This is a genomic window from Burkholderia singularis (assembly GCF_900176645.1).
GTDB lineage: Bacteria > Pseudomonadota > Gammaproteobacteria > Burkholderiales > Burkholderiaceae > Burkholderia > Burkholderia singularis.
On sequence record NZ_FXAN01000034.1, the window covers coordinates 16140 to 32425 of the forward strand.

Genomic DNA, 16286 nt, shown 5'->3' on the forward strand with positions numbered 1-16286 from the left:
GCCGTGCCCGCGCGCGATATCTCTTCGTTCGACAAGGAAGCCACGATGAGTTCGACCCCGCCTCTGCCGAATCCCGCCGCCGATCCCGCACCGCTCGCGCGTGCGCGACAGCTCGCCGCGCAATTCGCCGAAGCCGCGGCCCATCACGACGCGACGGGCGAGCCGCCCGCCGCGCAATTCGATGCACTGCAGGCAGCCGGCCTGCTGCGCCTGACCGTCGATCGCGAATACGGCGGCGACGGCGCGGGCCTCGCAGCCGCGCGCGCAGTGATCGGCGCGATTGCATACGGCGATCCGTCGGTCGCGCTGATTCTGTCCATGCATTATTGCCAACACGCGGCGATCACCCAGTCCGCGCGCTCCGGCAACGGCGACTGGCCCGTCGCGCTCGCGCGCCGTCTCGCACGCCAATCGGTCGACGGCCGCGCGCTCGTCAACGCCGCCCAGGTCGAGCCGGAACTCGGTTCGCCGTCGCACGGTGGCTTGCCGGATACCGTCGCGCGCCGTAACGGCGATACGTGGCGGTTGTCCGGGCGCAAGCTGTACGTGACAGGCGGGCCGCTGCTGTCGTGGATCAGCGTGCTCGCGCGAACCGACGAGCCCGAGCCGCGTCTCGGGCATTTTCTGGTGCCGCGCGATGCCGGCGGCGTGCGAATCGTCGAAACCTGGGACCCGATCGGCATGCGCGCAAGCGTAAGCCACGACGTGATTCTTGCCGACGTCGCGGCTTCGCTCGACGACGTCGTCGGCTTGCGGCCCGCGCGGCTCGGGCTGCAACGCGATCCGCACGCCACCGCGTGGTACTTCAGCCTGGTGAGCACGGTGTACGACAGCGTCGCACGCGCCGCGCGCGATTGGCTCATTGGCTTTCTCAACGAGCGCCGCCCGAGCGCGCTCGGCGGCGCGCCGCTCGCGAGCCTGCCGAGCGTGCAGGAACACGTCGGGCGTATCGAGACGCTGCTCGCCGTCAACGAATGGCTGCTCGACAGCCATGCGCGGCACTTCGACGCCGGCGACGCGCCATCGTCGCTCGCCGCCGTCGTCAAGCAAACCGCGATCGACAACGCGACGCGCGCCGTCGATCTCGCGCTCGAATTGGCGGGCAATCACGGTCTCGCGCGGCGCAATCCGCTTGAACGGCATCACCGCAATGTGCTGTGCGGCGGCATTCATGCGCCGTCGAATACGTTGCTGCGCAGTCAGGCGGGGCGTGCGGCGTTGGGTTAGCCAGCGGGCAATATATCGGTAATTTTGATATCCCCAGCCTCATAAAAATAAATTCATGACAGGATAAATTATTTTCACATATTAAATATTATTTAATCACCAAATCATCATCGCCCCGGAATCGCTCGATACCCACTCGCCTCTTCGTATTTTCAACATGTGATTTCGCAGTTCCGATGAGAGACCGATAGCAGTGGCATAGATTGATCATGTGAATCGTTGTTTCGAGCATCGATTCCCTCCCCTCTCTGAGTTTGAGTTGACACATAGCTCACAGGGAAACGTGCGATCTCTCAAGGAGCCGAACATGTCGTCCAAGATTAATTCCAGCAATCAATCGAATAATGTGGCAGGCGCGCCCAACCTGGCCAATCACCAATCCAATCAAAATCTCACCTCAAATAGAAACAAACCAAATCAAGCAATGCAAGGCATGAAAACTGATGTTACACAACAAATCAAGCAAGGTGCTTTTCCAACCGCCCAGCATGGCACAGGCAACAGCCTATCAAATCAGCCGATCCGCCAGAGTGCACCGAATACCGGCTCAATCAATTTAAACCAACAAACATCCGGCCCGAACAACAAGACCATCTCGCAACCACAACAAAATTCCATAATCTCACAACCCGGAAATGGCTATAATTCATCTTCCGAATTTAATTATTCCAGCAAATCGCTACCTGGATACTCTCGGTATAATTTACAAAACCCTGTCACAGCAGACGGAAAAATCGATCCGAAGATAACGCGCGCCAATATAGCGACCAATCCGAACTCAGGAACCCTGGATGACCGGGAGCGTGATTACGCAGTCAATCAAGCGAACCATCAATTTCAAGATATATACTCGACGGCGATTCAAAACGGAAAGACCCCTCAACAGGCCAGGAATGAAGTTCAATCGGCCCTATTCCCAGTCACCGCCAATGCCGTTACCCAACAAAAACCTCTGCTGGCGGGCGGCCAGTACTTTGCCACCGGTTTTAGCGATCTCCCTAGTGGCTGGCACTACGCATACAATGGCAAGGCAATGGAATTCGATGGAAATGCGCAGGGAACGGGAGATTGGGGAAGAGGATGGGCCTGGCAAACCATCAACCGATACGCCAGCAGAGATAATGTCAACCCGGTCATACCGACCAATCAACCCAGCTATAACGGATCTCTGCTATGGGTATTTAATAAGGATGGCTCGGTCAATCAGGATGCGATTAATTCCAATCTCCAGCACAATCCCTATTACAGCCTACTCTCTCCTGCCCAACAACAGCAGGTACAGAAGATGGTGGCTCAGGATCAAACCAAGCGGATTCAAGAAGGCGCGTCGCCTTTCAATACTCAATTGAATTTACCATATGACATACGGCACGAAGTCGATACTGCGGATCCAAATCGCACAAAAAACTGGCAATCGCCTGCCCCGGGCAGCGATCCATTCTGGGGAGAAAATCGAGCCTTCCAGGCCTCATTCCAAAAATATTTTCCTAATTTATATGCGGACCCGAACTTCGTAAAAAACTCCACAAACCCCACCCCTGGCTATATCCGAGGAAATTACCCGAAAAATATAATTGACGATGTCATTTGGAATTCAATTCCGACCGGCAAGTCCGTTCCCATAACGGCGCTCGGCTCCACTCTCGATATCGGCGATCACCCCGTTCCCTCTTGGCATCCGGAGCCGGATGCCGTATCGCAGGACAAAGAATATGGAAGCCCGCTGCTGCATAACGATCCTTACACAATGGATACGAATTTGCGAAGCGCCTTCGATCAGAGCAGACGTGTAAGCTCTGCGACCAAGCCTGACGAAGAGGGTGAGTGGCCGGACTCGCCAGCCGAGCCCCGGAACTCCGCTGGAGAAACGCTCGCGATTAATCAAGAGCAATCGGCTTACGAAGAGGGAATAGCCAGCGAAGAAGAATATGGGCTAACCGGCGTACTGAATGCGACGCCGGCCGCGACGTCCGAAGAGCAAGTCAGAGGGAATGCGGTCACTCAGGCCATGAGCGATTTATGATCATTAATCTCAAGGGGCCCAGGCGACGGAACCTCGCAACCCTTGCTGCCGCGACGACTGCCGTCTTTCCGAGGCAGTTGCCGGCAGCAATGAGTGATAGAACGTCAAAAAATTGTTTCGGACTTGCTCACCAGTTAAGCATGAAGTTTTGTTCCGGCAGTGGCGCCTCCGACTATCGAATCAAAACACGCGCCCTTCGTTCAAATGCGTCGTCACGCCATTCAATTCGTAATCGCCCACCACCCGCGCCTTATGCAGCAGCGGATTGTGGCTGAAGATCGTGCGCAGATTGCGCCAATGGCGATCGAAGTTATGCGCGCGCGACGTCGCCGACGCGCCGCCCGCCTCGAACATCCGCTCGGCCGCGTGTAATGCCAGCTTGCCGACAACGAGTTGCGTGCGTGCGGTGGCAAGTGCGCTATCGAGCACGAGTGCATCGGCATCGGCGACATTCGCGCGAATCGCGTCCGACGAGCGATCGAGCGCGCGGGCGTTGTCGCGCACCAGTGCATCGATCGCATGACTATGCGCGGACAGCTCGCCGATCACCTGCTGAATGAACTGATCCTCGCGCGCCGATGGCGCCGGACTGTGCAACACCGGCCGGCCATGCTTGATCACGTAGCCGCGCGCATCGGCAACAACGTTGCGCACGATACCCGCTGCCGTCGCGACGAGATGCAGTTGCCGCAACGCGCCGGTATGGCGGCCGATCAGCGTCGAGCCGTCACGCTCGACGAACTCGTCGGCGTGAACCAGCACGTCGTCGAGCAACAGGCTGCCGCTCGCGGTCATCCGCTGCCCCATCCCGTCCCAGTCGTCGAGCAGTTGCACCCCTTCTCGATCGACTGGAATCACGATCGCGACGTCAGTGCCTTGCTCGTCCTGCACGTTGATGCGCGCATAGTCGGAAAATGCCGTGCCGGTCGCGTAGTATTTCTTGCCCGTGGCACGAAAATGCTCGCCGTCGCGCCGCAGCCGCGCGGTGTTTTCGCCCGGCCTAGCCGTGCCGCGCTCGGTCGACGCACCGCCGAAGATCGCGCCCGCGAGCACGCGCCGTGTCTGCACATCGTTGAATGGCGTGCGCGGCGACAGGCGCAGTGTTTCGGTCACGTCGTAATGAATGCGCAGCGCGTGCGCGAGATTCGAATCTTCGGCGGCAAGCGCCGTAATCACCTGAAACAGATCTTCGAGCGATCCGCCAAGCCCGCCCCACTCCGCCGGAATGCGCAATTGCCCCAGCTCGGAGCGGCGAAACAGTTTGAAGCCGTCATACGGCAGTTCCCTTCTCGTTTCGCGCGCCGCCGCATCCGTACCGATCGCTTTTGCAAGCGTGGGCAATGCGTCGAGCGCCGCCTGCAGCCGGTTGTCCGCAATGGCGACGTGAGGGGCATTCATGCGTGGAATCCTTGTCGTTGAATGAGGCGCGCTTGCGTAGGAACCGCAAGCGCGCCAATGATGGGACCAACAGTATAGAAACGCGCGCGTCGCGCTCGAACCATGAATTTCAGCTTTCGTTATGCGGTGCAAGAGATTGGCGGCAGACAATCGACAGGCATGCCGAGCGGCGGCGAGCGGCGACTGGCGGCGGCCGCAGCCGCCGCGCCCGCGCATCCGCGTCAATCAATAGCGCACGCGCCGCCGGAGAGCCGCCGGAGAGCCGCCGGCGTGTTGCAATTCGCCGGGCCGCCCGCTCATCGTGCCGCCGCGTTGTCCGCACCGGCCAGCCCACGTGGACGATCGCGCAGCCAATCGAGCAAGCGCATGCCGTCGCGGGCGCAGAACCAGCGCGCGTGCCCAAGCAGATAGCCGTCGTAAGCAGCCTCGGCAGCCGTTTGCGGCGAATTCAGAATGCCGTCGTAATACGCAACCTCGGACAACGCGAATTCGACATGCACGATCGGCAGCAACGCGACGAGCGCCGCATATTCGTCGTCCGTGAGCGGCGCGAGCGATTCGTAGCCGTCGAGCAGCGCATCGATCTGCTCGCGCTCAACGCAGCGGGCATCATCCGGAGCGAGCCAGTCGATCGTATTGCGTTCGATCGCGAGCGCGATGTCGTGCACCGCGCAGGTCCGGTCCGACAGCCCGAAGTCGAGCACCGTGCGCACCTGCGCGCCGGGTGCGCCATCGGTCCAGAGCAGATTCGACGCATGCCAGTCGCCATGCGTCCACAACGAGCGCAACGCCGGCAATAGCGGCACGAGGCGGGCATGAAACGGTCCGATCGTTCGCGCGATATCGCGGCGCCAATCGTATGCGGCGAGCGCGCGAACTAGAGTCGGCTGCGCGCCCACCCACTGATCGAGCGCGCCCATCAGATCCGCCGAAGCCAACGCCCGGAAGCTCGACAACAGCGGCCGGATGGGGCGCGCGGGTGCGGCGTAGTCCAACGCTGCCCGATGCAGCCGGGCCAGCGCGCGGCCGGCCTCATATGCATGCGACGGATACGCGAAAGGCTTCCACGACATCACGCCGCGATAGACGTCAATGCCCGGCGCGGCCGCATGCACTTCGTAGGTCCAATCGCCCACGGTGATCGCGCTCGCGCCGTCGCGCGCCGACAGCACGTCCGCAACCGGCACGCCCCGGCTGCGCAGATGCGCGATGAATCGATGCTCCTCTTCGAGCCCTGCGACGTCGCGAATGCTCACGTGATTGCGTTTGATGAACCACTCGCCGCCGCGGGCCGTCGTTGCAAGCACGGCCGCCGAGAACGGCCGCGGGCTGTGCCACGACAGCGCCGCGAGCGGTCCGGGCTGGGCATAGTTCGCGAGCACGGCCGACACCTCGTCGTGCGTGATCAACGGCCAGTCGCGCTCGGCCTGCTCGCCATACACGCCGAATTGCGGCGGCGTGACGTCATGAGCGGCCGCATCGCCGGTATTGCGCGAACGATGCCCGGCGCGCGTGGATGGAATCGACATGAACTGATTTCCTCGATAATCCGGCTGAGCGTCACGAATGGCGGGCGCAATGCGAATGCGCGCGCGAACCGGCGTCGGCATGGCGCGCAAGCGCGCGACGCCAGTCACGCCAGCCGATCACGGCAAGGACCACGAACAGCGCATACAGGCCCGCCGTCGGATAAAGCGCTTTGAACACGAACATCCCGACGTAGACAATGTCGACGGCGATCCACAACACCCACGACGCGATATAGCGGCGCGCGGTCCAATATTGCGCGACCAGACTGAACGCAGTCAGCGACGCATCGACGAACGGCAGCGCAGCGTCGGTCCAGTGCGCCATCGCGGCGCCGAGCGCAACGCTGCCGACGATCGCCGCGAGCATGCCGGGCGCCAGTTTCGCGATTCCGACGTCGGCGGCAGGTGCAACGTCGCCGTGCCCCGCGGCACTGCCATCGCCAGCGCCCTCACTGCCGCGCTGTGCCAGCCAGCGGCGCCAGCCATAGATCTGCAGCGCCGCAAACGCGCCCTGCAGCAGCATGTCGGAATACAGCTTCGCATCAAAGAAAATCCACCCGTACAGCGCGACCGACACGAGCCCGACTGGCCAGCACCACATCTGCCGCTGCGCGGTGAGCCAGATCGCGAGCGCGCTGACCGCTACGCCGACTATTTCAACTATCGACATGATCTATCGATCTCCGGTTTCGGAAGAGCGCCGGCGCGCCGCCGACCGCCCGCACCCGGCACGAATGCATGAGCCGCCGCGCGGACGCTTTGCTCAGGATAACGTAGCACCCCGTGCGACGCGAGCCACTGCACATAGGGACGCAACAGCACTGCCGTGCAAGATGCGACAGCGCACCGCCGAACGCCGGACCTCGCACGGCGATTTCGACGCCGGGCCTGGCGGCATCGCCTCTCCCCGCGTCGCGTGCGACATAAAAACTCGCGGCGTGGGTCCACGAATGGATGTACCCGTGTACCAGCATCACACGCCTCATGCGTGAAGCTTCGGTAAGCAGCGCCATCAGAAATGGTACGTGACCGACACGCGCGCGGTGCGCGGCGCCCCGAGAAACAGATACGCGTCGCCCTGTTGTTCTCCCGCGTCCTGCCAGTAGGTCTTGTTGAACAGGTTATCGATCGATAGACGCACTACCGCCCGGTGAGCGCCGAGCTTCGTCGTGTAGCGCGCGCCGACATTGAACACGAACCACGACGGCACGCGCGCCGTTCCCGTTTCGTTCGCGTTGCGGCTCGCGCTGTAGTTCACGCCGCCGAGCAAATCGAGCCCCGCAACGCCGGGCATCGCGTAATCGGCGTAGAGCGACGCGCGCAGCGCCGGTACGTTGATCACCTGATGGGCTTCATAAGCGGGCGTGCCCGAATCATGCGCACGCGCGCGAATTGCCGCCACGCTCGCGGTGAGCGATAGCCGCTGCGTCACCCGCCCGGCCACGCCGAGTTCGATGCCCTGATGACGCTCGGTGCCACGCTGCACGAACGTATAACCGGCGCTCGACGCATCGGGCCGCGCATACTCGAACGGCTTGTCGATCGAGAACACCGCCGCCGTCAAGCTCAACCGGTTCAGCCAATCGTATTTCGCGCCAAGCTCGTACTGATGCGACTCGACAGGAGGCAAAAACGCATACGCGTTGCTCGCGCGCACGGGCGCCTGCTCGCCGAGCGACAACGCTTCGCTATACGACGCATAGAGCGACAACGCACGGGCCGGCTTGTAGACGAGCGCCAACTGAGGCAAAAACTTGGTGCGATCGGTACGCGACGCCGCGCCGTCGATACTCGTCCAACTCTTCTGGCGCAACCATACTTGCTTGCCGCCGGCGAGCACTTGCCAACGATCGTTGAATGAAATCCGGTCGATGCCGAACACCGTGTACTGCCATGCGTCGAGTTGCGGATACGACGCTCCCGCGAGGTTCTGCGACGGCGAGAAGGTCTGGTCCGGCCCATAGACGTTCTCGGAGCCGACATAGTCGTACACCGCCTCGGCCAGATGCACCACTCGCCGCTGCACACCCATGCCGAACGTCAACTCGTGCCGGATCGCGCCGCTTGAAAACTTCCCCGTCACGACGGCGCGTGCGTCATCGTTGCGACGGTACTCGCCGGGGCTGCGGAAGTCATAGACGTCATAATCACCGTTCGCGCCGAAGAAAAACGGCGAGGTGCCGCCCGCGCCGCAAGTCGGCACATACGCACAGCCATACGCAAACGCGACGTTGTCGTCGATCATCGTGCGGCTGCGGCCGATCGCGACATACGCGCGCCACGCGTCGTCGAACCGGTAGTCGAAGCGGCCGTTCAAATTCAGCGCATCGGTCGTCAGCGGCTTCGCCCACGGCTGTGCGCCGAGCAGCTTCGAGCGCGCCGCGACGCCCGGCACGATCTCGCCGCCGAGCAATTGATAGCCCGGCACCGAGCTCTGAATCCACTGCTGAAATTCGGCATTGAGCTGCAGGCTCGCGCGCGGGCTGATGTCCCAATCGGCCGCGATCGACGCGAAACTGCGCCGCCCGTTCGCGCCGTCTACATACGAGTGCATGTTTTCCTTCGCCGCATTGATCCGGATGCCGAACTGATTGTCGACGCCGAAGCGCCTGCCCAAATCGAGCGCGGCCGACGCCGATCCGCGGCTATCGAATCCCGCTGTCACGCTCGCGACGTTCGCCGAGCGCTTGGTGACGAAATTGACGACGCCGCCGGGCGCGATCACGCCGCTGTCGATACCAGCAAGCCCCTTCAGGATCTCGACGCTCTCCTTGTTTTCGAGCGGTACGTTCTGCTCGCCGGAGATCGTCAGCCCATCGATCCGGTAAGCGCTAGCCGGATCGATCGCGAAACCGCGAATCGAAAAACCCTCGTAATAACCGATCGGTGCGTAATCATGGTTTACCGATGCGTCGTTTTTGACGACATCGCTCAATCGCTTCGCCTGCTGGTCGTCGAGCTGCGCGCGCGTGACGACGCTGACGGAGGCGGGTGTATCGCGCAACAATGCATCATCGTAGCCCGCGACCGATGCCCGCCGCGCTCGCCACGCATTATCACGCTCGCCGTTCACGACGACTGTCGGCAATACCTGACTGCGCGCATTCGCGTCGGCTTGCGACGCGGCAACGCCCCCCTCTGCCTGCGCCATCGCCGGTGCGGCGATCAGCATCGCGCCGAGTCCACCTCCGAGCCGCGCATACCGCCGCCAACTCCGCCTACGCCGTAACGACCACGACTTTCCACTCTTCATCTTGATCCGGAATATACAAATCCATTCATTCGAGATGCAAACTATCCCGCCATCGGTTCGAAAGCGCGCTGCCCAGTTGCCTGGCGGCATACGCGACATCGGTCCGGCGAGACACGCCGAGATTCGGCCCACGACATCGCCGGCGGCAGGCGATCACCGTCAGCCTCGCTCTTGCGCCCCCCAAAATCGTTCGCGCGGCTCGACAAGACCGCTGCCCGCTCCTGTCCCCCGAACGCATGAGCCGAACCGGAGATCACTGCGGCCCGCCTTTCCCGGTCGGGACCGCCGCGCCGGGCGCCGCAAAGCCGGCCGGCGCACGATCGACTCGAACCGCCCCGTTGGCGCGATCGTCCCGCGCGTAGTCCCGCGCCTCCGAGCCCGCTTTCGGTACGGAAACGCCGCTGCGCGCGGCCTATCGTGGCCGAGCCAATGCAACGTCGATTGGAAGGTAGCTTACAGGTGGGATTCGTCAGATTGCCGGCGCAGGCGGGATTATCGCATCGACGCCTGCTGTCGGGCTGGCTCACGCCCGTCATCGCGCGAGTCATGGCCGAACAGAGCCGAGGCTTCGGCTTGGACGCAAGCTGCGGCTGGCCGCTTTTGACGCGCCGGCGCGAGCGTGCGCCGGGCTTGCATGTTCATATCGTCCGCTTGCGCGCCGCTCCGGATTGAGCCGCGCATGAACCGGTCTGCCGGACGAACGCCGACGGTTGCGCCCTTGACGGATGCGGACGCCGGCTTGTCGATCGGTCAGGCAACCATCCGCGCTCCGGCCGCCGCGTGAACGAATCGTGCGCGTGCCGACCGATTATGCACGCGCCAGGTGTCGTGCCGGGCTCGCCGGCAAGCGGGCCACCATGATCGGCTCGCCGACGGTTTTATCGGGCGCGCCGGCGGGCGCGCCCATGCCTGACTTCACTGCATCACGCGAAAAATAACCGCCGTCGCGCAAGCCTTGTCGGCAATCCTCATCGTGACATCGGCACGATCTCGATGCCCGAGCTGATATCGAGCGCCTGCTGCAGCAGCCCACGAAGCAGGTCCGAATTGTGTTCGACGTCGCCGCTCGGAAAATCAATGTTCATCCATGCGTGATGATCGCCCGCGTCCATCACGTTCATGCCGCTTTTCTGAAGGCTACTCATCAGGTTGAAGCGGATACGGCCATCCTGTATCGCCGAATCGATGTTATCGACCAATATCTGGCCATGTTGATCATCGAGCGTTCTCAGCAGCGCGCTTCTCAGTCGCTGTCTTTGCACCGGCTCGAATCCGGCCACGCCTTCGTCCAGCAAATGGTCCACCTGCTCGGCCCGCCCCGACGGCGAAGGCGCGGCAAATTCGCCCGCGGGATCTTCCGACGTACTGCCGTGAATGCGTCGGCCATAAGACGATTCCAATACGGAATCACTTTGGCTCGAACCTGCGCCTCGGGAAGACGGTTCAGCCCCGGTGCCAGGTTCCTGACGGCCGGCATCGATCCGCGGTTTTTTAGGCAGCGAACCGCCGCTTGGCGCGTCCATGCGGCCAGAACCCGAGCCGGAACCAGATCCGCGTGGCCCCGGTCCCGCGCCACGATCCTGCGTGGATTCCAGCGTTTGCAGAACGCGCTGAAGATTCTGCTCGTTCGTGCGCAACACTTCCTCGGCGTTGGCCAGTTCCCGCTGCAACACCGTCAGCCTGTCGTCGGTTTCCTGGAGCCTGGCGCGCGCGTCAGTCAAAGTGGGCTGAAGAGCGATTAAATTATCGCGCGCCTGCCGCAAGGGATGCCGACCGGCTCGCAAGCCCGACAGATCCCAATTGATAGGCGCGTTATTGATTTCATGGTCGATATCCTGCAATACACGCTGAATGTCGGTCAGCGCCTGTTCGTGCCGCGCCTGCTCCGCGGGAGCCGCGAGCCCCTCCAGCGCCTGATCGACCACACCGCGCGCCGGTTGAATCCGTACCCGGGCCTGATCCATGTAAGCGCGGGCCTGCGTCATATGCTCGCGAGCCAGATCGATATTGTGCCGCGCAGCGTAGATGGCCGGCCATATCCGCTGTGAAGAGCCACGCTGACTAGACAACGTCATCGCTTCATTGGTTAGGCGGGTGGCCTCATTGGTCTCGCTCTGCACATCTGTAACGAGATGCGTTGCGCGATTGGCCTGATCGATGATCTCCTGAACCTGCCCGACTGCTTGACGGCCAGGCAGGATGATGACCCTCGCCTCATCGTAAACCTGCTCGGCTTCGTCCATCACGCGATGAACCGACGCCGGCAAGGCTCCCGACGAGGGATTGACTCGATAGTGATCGTAGCCGCCGCGCCTCGTGCGCTGCAGCGGCACCTGATCCCCTTGAAGCGCCGCTTGATCCGGCGCTTGCGGACTTGTCGCTTCATCGGTATAAACGGTTTGCCTCAGATGTTGCGACACGCCCGGATTCAACCCCTGGACGGCTCCCGTCGATACCGTCTCGCTGGTGCCTGCCTGCGCCGGATCTTGCAAGCTCGGAGCGTTGGATACGCGCTGCGGGCCGCGCAATTGACTGTTCGAATTCGTTATCATCGGTATTTAGAAATCCCCAATAAAACTTCCTATTTTCTTTCCCGCACGCAGCGTGCGTGAGGCGGAAAAATCATCGGGAGACAGCCTAATCGATAAAGCGCAAACGTCCGCGTGCGCATTCCGAAATGCATCATGCACCGCACGAAATGGAACGAACCGGCCTGAGCGCCGCGTCAGTTCAGGCCAACGGCGCCGCGTCCTGCCAGCGGCGCACATAATCGGGCGTGCCGGTCGGCGCCGCATCCGCGAGCGGCGCGAAGCGCGCGACCTTCAGCGGCAGCACGCCCGCCCATACCGGCCGATTCAGATCCGCTTCGTCGTCGTTCGGGCCTCCCGTGCGAATCTTCGCCACGGCCTCGTCGAGCGCAATACGCAATATGGTGGTCGCCGCAAGCTCGTTCGCGTCGCCGGGCCGCGCGTCGCGGCTGCGGCCCGGCGCGATCCGCTCGACGAACACGTCGAGCGCCGCCGCCTTGCGCGCGTCCGGCACCACCTCGAATGCGCCGTAGATCACGGCCGATCGATAGTTCATCGAATGATTGAATGCCGAGCGCGCAAGCACGATGCCGTCGAGATGCGTCACGGTCACGCAGACCTGCGCGCCCGTCGCCGCAAGCTTGAGCATCCGGCTGCCGTTCGAGCCGTGAATATACAAATGATCGCGTTCGCGCCAGCAGGCGGTCGGAATGCAATGGATGCCGGATGCGTCGGCAAACGCGACGTGACACACGTAGGCATCGTCGAGAATCGCATCGAGGCTCGCGCGGTCGTAATGCGCGCGATGCGCTTCGCGACGCACGCGGGTGCGCGGGCTGGCAGCAGCCGGCGCGGAAGCTTCGGCGGGCGCGGTGCCCGGCAAATCGGTGGCGGGTGATGTCATCGGCGTGGTCCCTATCTGATTGGATGGATGTGTGATGAACAGGCGCCACGATAAAAAATTCATGGCACCATTCATAGACCCACGCAATCAATTAATTATGGAGCCACGATGGACTATGGCGTGTTGCTGTCGAACTTCGAGCGCGACGACGCGAACGACGCGCTCGCCCGCGCATCGCAGCAGCATCGGCTGTATGCGTGCCTGCGCGCGGCGATCCTGAACGGCACACTCGAGCCGGGCACGTTTCTGTTGTCGTCGCGCGCGCTCGCCGAGACGCTGCGCATCGCACGTAATTCGGTGCTGTATGCCTATGAGCGGCTTTCGGCCGAAGGTTTCGCCGTCGCGACCAGGCAAGGCACGATGGTCGCGCGCGTGGGCCTGGGCGCACCCGCCCCTGGCGCGCGCACGGCCCATGTGAAACCCGCGCTGTCGCGCCGCATCGCGCAGTTGCCGGATGCCGACGGCGAACTCGACGATCACGACGACCCGCTGCCGTTCCTGCCCGGCATGCCCGCACTCGACGAATTTCCGCTCGCATCGTGGCGGCGCGCGCTCGAGCGCGCATGGCGGCGCATCGGCGCCGAGCAGCTCCGGTACGCAAGCGCCGACGGCAATTTGCGGCTGCGTCAGACGATTGCCGAATATCTGCGCGTGTCGCGCGGCATCGGCTGCGACGCGCAGCAGGTATTCATCACCGATGGCACACAGCACGGCCTCGATCTATGCGCGCGCACGCTCGCGGACGCGGGCGACACCGCCTGGATCGAAGACCCCGGCTATGGCGGCGCGCGCGCCGCGTTCGCAGCGGCCGATTTGCGGCTCGTGCCGATTCCCGTCGACGCCGACGGGCTCGCGCCGACCGAGCGGCATTGGCGCACCCGCCCGCCTCGGCTCATCTACATCACGCCGTCGCATCAATATCCGCTCGGCGCGGTAATGAGCGTCGAGCGGCGCATCGCGCTCGTCAGCCGCGCACGGGCGGCAGGCGCATGGATCGTCGAGGACGACTACGACAGCGAGTTCCGCCACTATGGCGCGCCGCTCGCCGCGCTGCAAAGCTTTGGCGACGACGCACCCGTCGTTTATCTCGGCACGTTCAGCAAAACCATGTTTCCCGCGTTGCGGATCGGTTTCGTCGTCGCACCGCCGGCACTCGAGCCGGCATTGCGCAAGACCGTCGGCGTGCTCGCACCGCGCGGGCGCCTCGCCGAGCAGCTCGCGCTCGCCGATTTCATCGACGCCGGCCATTTCGCGCGCCATCTGCGCCGGATGCGGCGACTGTACGCCGAGCGCCGCGACGCGCTGCAAGATGCACTGATACGCCATCTCGGCGGCGTGCTGACGGTATCGGGCGGCGCGGGAGGCATGCATTTATCCGCGCGCCTCGATACGGATGCCGCCGACACCGACGTCGCGCGCGCGGCAAGTGCACACTCGATCACAGTTCGCGCGCTGTCACGCTTTTGCATGCCGGCCCCGGCGACGGGCGAGTCCGCGAGCGCCGCTTACAACGGCTTCGTGCTCGGTTACGGGGCGGTGCGCACGGAACAGATCGACGCATGCGTGCGGCGGCTCGGCGCGGCAATCGACGAGGCGCGGCGCACGCGGCACCGGGCTTGATGCCAACGCGCGCCTTCCGATACGGGCCAAGCGCGGCGTGCCGGCGCGGTGCGCCGCGCCATCCCAAGCGTTGAAAAACCGTGCATGGCAGCCCGGCGGCTGCCGCGCGCGGTCACCCGCACCGCCCTCCGGCCAACGCCCGCCTATGTCCGCATGCGCCCGGTGCAACGCACGTGCGCACCGACCGGATACGAAGCCGGCATCGCATCCCGCTTGAGTTCCGCGACGAAACTCGGCCCCGCGAAACCCGCCGCCCCACCCGCCGATCCTGCAGCCACCCAACATTTCCGCTTTCGTCTAAGCTAATCGTCCCCCCGCCCGCTGCCGCGCGGCGCGCCATTCGATCCATTTGCGGAGTCTGCCCATGCATATCGATTTGACCGGTAAAACCGCCCTCGTCACCGCCTCGACCGCAGGCATCGGCCTGGCGATCGCCGAAGGACTCGCGCGTGCCGGCGCGCACCTGATCATCAACGGCCGCAGCGACGAATCCGTGAAAGCCGCGCTCGCGCATCTGCGCGTGGCCACGCCCGGCGCGAGCGTACAGGGCATAGCCGCCGATTTGTCGAGTGCCGAAGGCGCGCAACGCGTGATCGACGCCGCGCCAAGCGTCGATATCCTCGTGAACAACGCGGGGATTTACGGCCCGAAGCCGTTCTTCGATATCGACGACGCCGAATGGGAACATTTCTTCCAGGTCAACGTCATGTCGGGCGTGCGGCTCGCGCGACATTATCTGAAGACGATGATCGAGCGCGACTGGGGCCGGGTCGTATTCATTTCGTCGGAATCGGCGCTCAACATTCCGGCCGACATGATCCACTACGGCTTCACGAAAACCGCGCAGCTCTCGATTTCGCGCGGGCTTGCGAAACTCGCGGCGGGTACCCGCGTAACCGTCAACGCGGTGCTGCCCGGCCCGACCATGTCCGACGGCGTGAAAACGATGTTGAAGAGCACGGCCGACGAAACCGGCAAGACGGTCGAGCAGGTCGCCCTCGAATTCGTCCGCACGCATCGCGCGAGTTCGATCATCCAGCGGCCTGCCAGCGCCGAGGAGGTGGCGAATCTCGTCGTCTATGTGTGTTCGCCGCAGGCGTCGGCAACCACGGGGGCCGCGCTGCGTGTCGACGGCGGCGTCGTCGACACGATCGCATAACGCGGGCTGCTGCGTGCGCCATGCCGGACGGGCAGAACGGCCCGGCGGCTGGCATTGCGCCGCGCGCCGAATCGGCCGTCTGCGGTGCAGGCCGCCCGCCGCGAGCGGGCCGCCTGCGCTTAAGTATGCGTGGCCGGGCGGCCGCCGTTACCGCTGTCGTGCAGCAACGCCTTGCGGTCCGCCTCCGCGCAAGTCGCGAAACCGTGCCGCGCCACCGCGCCGCGCCGGTCGAACACGACGTAGTACGAACGATGTTCGTAGCCGTGATACAGATCGTAGTTGTAGCAAACGCCCGCGCCGTTGCGCATCATCCGCACGCTCGCCGGATTGCCGCCGGCCTTGACGATTTGCGTCTGTGTCGCGCCGGGCTGCGCGGCCGCCCTGGGCACCGGCAGCTTCGCGTATGAAAACGTTTCGGCGCCGCCGAACCACGAACAGCCGCTGACCACCAACGCAGCGGCGAGCGGGCAAGCGAGCGCTTGGGCGGAGGCGGTTCGGATCGTCGTCTGGAATGCCATGCTGCGTAACCCTGCGGCACAACGCCGGCGCAGTGAAAAATCCGATCGTAATCGACGTTTCGGCTGCCTTTTGTTGAATTTCTAAAAGAAGTCCGAAAAACAACGCGAACTCCTCCCGCTTCAACGA

General features: G+C 63.5%; 11 protein-coding genes. 4 read left to right on the forward strand and 7 right to left on the reverse strand.

What is annotated here, in order from left to right:
- Positions 1-45: 45 nt before the first annotated feature.
- Together BSIN_RS03900 and BSIN_RS25085 are read left to right on the forward strand one after the other, a co-directional pair.
- Positions 46-1227: an acyl-CoA dehydrogenase family protein gene (locus BSIN_RS03900; RefSeq protein ID WP_089339596.1), complete on the forward strand. Its 1182-nt coding sequence runs from the start codon at positions 46-48 to the stop codon at positions 1225-1227.
- A 307-nt stretch (positions 1228-1534) separates the two neighbouring features.
- Complete coding sequence (locus BSIN_RS25085; protein ID WP_143757314.1) at positions 1535-3250, forward strand: hypothetical protein; 1716 nt, start codon at positions 1535-1537, stop codon at positions 3248-3250.
- Positions 3251-3430: 180 nt separating this feature from the next.
- On the opposite strand, the gene BSIN_RS03905 is transcribed toward BSIN_RS25085, so the two are convergent.
- The 6 genes from BSIN_RS03905 to BSIN_RS03945 all read right to left on the reverse strand — a co-directional run bounded on the left by BSIN_RS03905 (position 3431) and on the right by BSIN_RS03945 (position 12862).
- The gene (locus BSIN_RS03905) at positions 3431-4648 is read right to left on the reverse strand and encodes an acyl-CoA dehydrogenase family protein (RefSeq protein WP_089339549.1); all 1218 of its coding nucleotides are present in this window, start codon (positions 4646-4648) and stop codon (positions 3431-3433) included.
- A 296-nt stretch (positions 4649-4944) separates the two neighbouring features.
- Entirely contained in the window at positions 4945-6177 is a 1233-nt protein-coding gene (locus BSIN_RS03910) for a phosphotransferase enzyme family protein (protein ID WP_089339550.1), read from the reverse strand.
- A gap of 31 nt (positions 6178-6208) precedes the next feature.
- Complete coding sequence (gene pnuC, locus BSIN_RS03915; RefSeq protein WP_059514600.1) at positions 6209-6847, reverse strand: nicotinamide riboside transporter PnuC; 639 nt, start codon at positions 6845-6847, stop codon at positions 6209-6211.
- Positions 6848-7189: 342 nt separating this feature from the next.
- On the reverse strand, positions 7190-9349 hold the full coding sequence (locus tag BSIN_RS03920) for a TonB-dependent siderophore receptor (protein WP_369828125.1): 2160 nt from the start codon (positions 9347-9349) through the stop codon (positions 7190-7192).
- Between the two features lie 1049 nt (positions 9350-10398).
- Positions 10399-11982 carry a hypothetical protein gene (locus BSIN_RS25090; protein WP_143757316.1) on the reverse strand — a complete coding sequence of 528 codons (1584 nt, stop codon included), beginning with the start codon at positions 11980-11982 and terminating at the stop codon, positions 10399-10401.
- A gap of 178 nt (positions 11983-12160) precedes the next feature.
- Complete coding sequence (locus tag BSIN_RS03945) at positions 12161-12862, reverse strand: pyridoxamine 5'-phosphate oxidase family protein (RefSeq protein ID WP_089339553.1); 702 nt, start codon at positions 12860-12862, stop codon at positions 12161-12163.
- 108 nt (positions 12863-12970) lie between these two features.
- On the opposite strand from BSIN_RS03945, the gene pdxR reads away from it, so the two are divergent.
- A complete protein-coding gene (gene pdxR / locus BSIN_RS03950; protein WP_089339554.1) occupies positions 12971-14482 on the forward strand; it encodes a MocR-like pyridoxine biosynthesis transcription factor PdxR in 1512 nt (503 codons plus the stop codon).
- 364 nt (positions 14483-14846) lie between these two features.
- Positions 14847-15641 (forward strand): SDR family NAD(P)-dependent oxidoreductase, encoded by a 795-nt coding sequence (locus tag BSIN_RS03955; RefSeq protein ID WP_069235696.1) that lies wholly within the window; start codon positions 14847-14849, stop codon positions 15639-15641.
- A gap of 119 nt (positions 15642-15760) precedes the next feature.
- Here BSIN_RS03955 and BSIN_RS03960 read toward each other — a convergent pair whose 3' ends face one another.
- Positions 15761-16159 (reverse strand): hypothetical protein, encoded by a 399-nt coding sequence (locus tag BSIN_RS03960; protein ID WP_059514613.1) that lies wholly within the window; start codon positions 16157-16159, stop codon positions 15761-15763.
- Between the last annotated feature and the right edge of the window lie 127 nt (positions 16160-16286).

What these genes read in the sequence shown, in the direction of transcription:
- BSIN_RS03905 (WP_089339549.1), bottom strand. Translation starts at nt 4,648, where the DNA reads ATGAATGCCCCTCACGTCGCCATTGCGGACAACCGGCTGCAGGCGGCG.
- BSIN_RS03920 (WP_369828125.1), bottom strand. Translation starts at nt 9,349, where the DNA reads ATGCTGATCGCCGCACCGGCGATGGCGCAGGCAGAGGGGGGCGTTGCC.
- BSIN_RS03960 (WP_059514613.1), bottom strand. Translation starts at nt 16,159, where the DNA reads ATGGCATTCCAGACGACGATCCGAACCGCCTCCGCCCAAGCGCTCGCT.
- BSIN_RS03945 (WP_089339553.1), bottom strand. Translation starts at nt 12,862, where the DNA reads ATGACATCACCCGCCACCGATTTGCCGGGCACCGCGCCCGCCGAAGCT.
- BSIN_RS03900 (WP_089339596.1), top strand. Translation starts at nt 46, where the DNA reads ATGAGTTCGACCCCGCCTCTGCCGAATCCCGCCGCCGATCCCGCACCG.
- pdxR (WP_089339554.1), top strand. Translation starts at nt 12,971, where the DNA reads ATGGACTATGGCGTGTTGCTGTCGAACTTCGAGCGCGACGACGCGAAC.
- pnuC (WP_059514600.1), bottom strand. Translation starts at nt 6,847, where the DNA reads ATGTCGATAGTTGAAATAGTCGGCGTAGCGGTCAGCGCGCTCGCGATC.
- BSIN_RS25090 (WP_143757316.1), bottom strand. Translation starts at nt 11,982, where the DNA reads ATGATAACGAATTCGAACAGTCAATTGCGCGGCCCGCAGCGCGTATCC.
- BSIN_RS25085 (WP_143757314.1), top strand. Translation starts at nt 1,535, where the DNA reads ATGTCGTCCAAGATTAATTCCAGCAATCAATCGAATAATGTGGCAGGC.
- BSIN_RS03955 (WP_069235696.1), top strand. Translation starts at nt 14,847, where the DNA reads ATGCATATCGATTTGACCGGTAAAACCGCCCTCGTCACCGCCTCGACC.
- BSIN_RS03910 (WP_089339550.1), bottom strand. Translation starts at nt 6,177, where the DNA reads ATGTCGATTCCATCCACGCGCGCCGGGCATCGTTCGCGCAATACCGGC.